This window comes from Pantoea wallisii (genome assembly GCF_002095485.1).
Taxonomy (GTDB): domain Bacteria; phylum Pseudomonadota; class Gammaproteobacteria; order Enterobacterales; family Enterobacteriaceae; genus Pantoea; species Pantoea wallisii.
In genome coordinates this window covers 1-1,484 of the sequence record NZ_MLFS01000128.1, presented here as the reverse complement: position 1 = coordinate 1,484, position 1,484 = coordinate 1, and the positions used below count along the sequence as shown (strand labels likewise).

The window sequence follows — 1,484 nt, the reverse complement described above, 5'->3', positions numbered from 1 at the left end:
TACTTATGTTCTCACGCATTACCGCACAGCTGCCGGCGGACGGCCTGCTGTTCCGCCGCCTCAGCGGCACCGAGGCGCTGTCGCAGTCGTTTACGCTGGAGGCCGAGCTGCTCTCCACCGACGCGCGCGTTGACCGCCATGCGCTGCTGGGCCAGCCGGTCACGTTTACGCTGCCGGCCGGGGGCCTGATGAGCGCGCTGAGCCCGCGCTACCTCAACGGCAAAATCACCCGGGTGGCGGTGCGCAGCGAGGAGCTGAACGGCACGCGCTACGCGGTGTACGCGCTGACGGTGGAGCCGGACCTGTGGCCGATGAAGCGCGACCGCAACCTGCGCATCTTTCAGGGGCAGACCGTGCCGCAGATTGTGCAGACGCTGCTGAAGGAGTACGGGGTGAACGTGGAGTCGCGGCTGTCGGGCAGCTACCGGGTGTGGGAGTACTGCGTGCAGTATCAGGAGAGCAGCCTGGACTTCATCAGCCGGCTGATGGAGCTGGAGGGGATGTACTACTTCTTCCGCCACGAGGCGGAGCGTCACGTGATGGTGCTGTGCGACGCGACGGACCAGCATCAGGCGTTCCCGGGGTACGGGACGATACCGTACCACGTGACGCCGTCGGGCGGGAGCGTGACGGAGGAGGGCATCAGCCAGTGGTCGCTGGCGGAGAGCGTGACGCCGGGGATGTACAGCACGGACGACTACGACTTCCGCAAGCCGAACGCGTGGATGCTGCAGGCGCGGCAGAACCCGGCGTCGCCGGTGCCGGGGTCGGTGGACGTGTACGACTGGCCGGGGCGGTTCGTTGAGCACGGGCACGGGGAGTTTTACGCGCGCATCCGCCAGGAGGTGTGGCAGGCGGAACACCACAGCGTGAGCGGGTCGGGAACGGCGACGGGCATCGCGCCGGGCTTTACGTTCGCCGTCCTGAACGCGCCGCACTTCAGCGACAACGGAGAGTACCTGGTGACGTCGGCGACGTACGACTTCGCGGAGAATGACTACGCGAGCGGGGGCGGGGCGGAGACAAGGCACAACATCGCGTTCAGGGTGCTGCCGTCGTCGGTGACGTACCGCGCGGCGCCGGAGACGCGGTGGCCGAAGACGCACGGCCCGCAGACGGCGAAGGTGGTGGGACCGGAGGGGGAGAGCATCTGGACGGACCGCTACGGGCGGGTGAAGGTGAAGTTTCACTGGGACCGGTCTGGCGAAGGGCGACGACACGAGCTCGTGCTGGGTGCGGGTGTCGAGCGCGTGGGCGGGCCAGGGGTACGGCGGGGTGCAGATACCGCGCGTGGGTGATGAAGTGGTGGTGGACTTCATCAACGGCGATCCGGACAGGCCGCTGATATCGGCCGGGTGTACAACGAGGCGAGCATGCCGCCGTGGTCGCTGCCGGCGGCGGCGACGCAGATGGGGTTCCTGAGCCGGTCGAAGGACGGCACGGCGGACACGGCGAACGCGCTGCGCTTCGAGGACAAGGCGGGG

Annotated in this window: 1 pseudogene; it reads left to right on the top strand. The window is 68.3% G+C overall.

From position 1 onward, the window contains the following. Nucleotides 1-5 precede the first annotated feature (5 nt). Nucleotides 6-1,484, top strand: a pseudogene (locus tag HA48_RS21870) (type VI secretion system Vgr family protein); the annotation flags it as partial.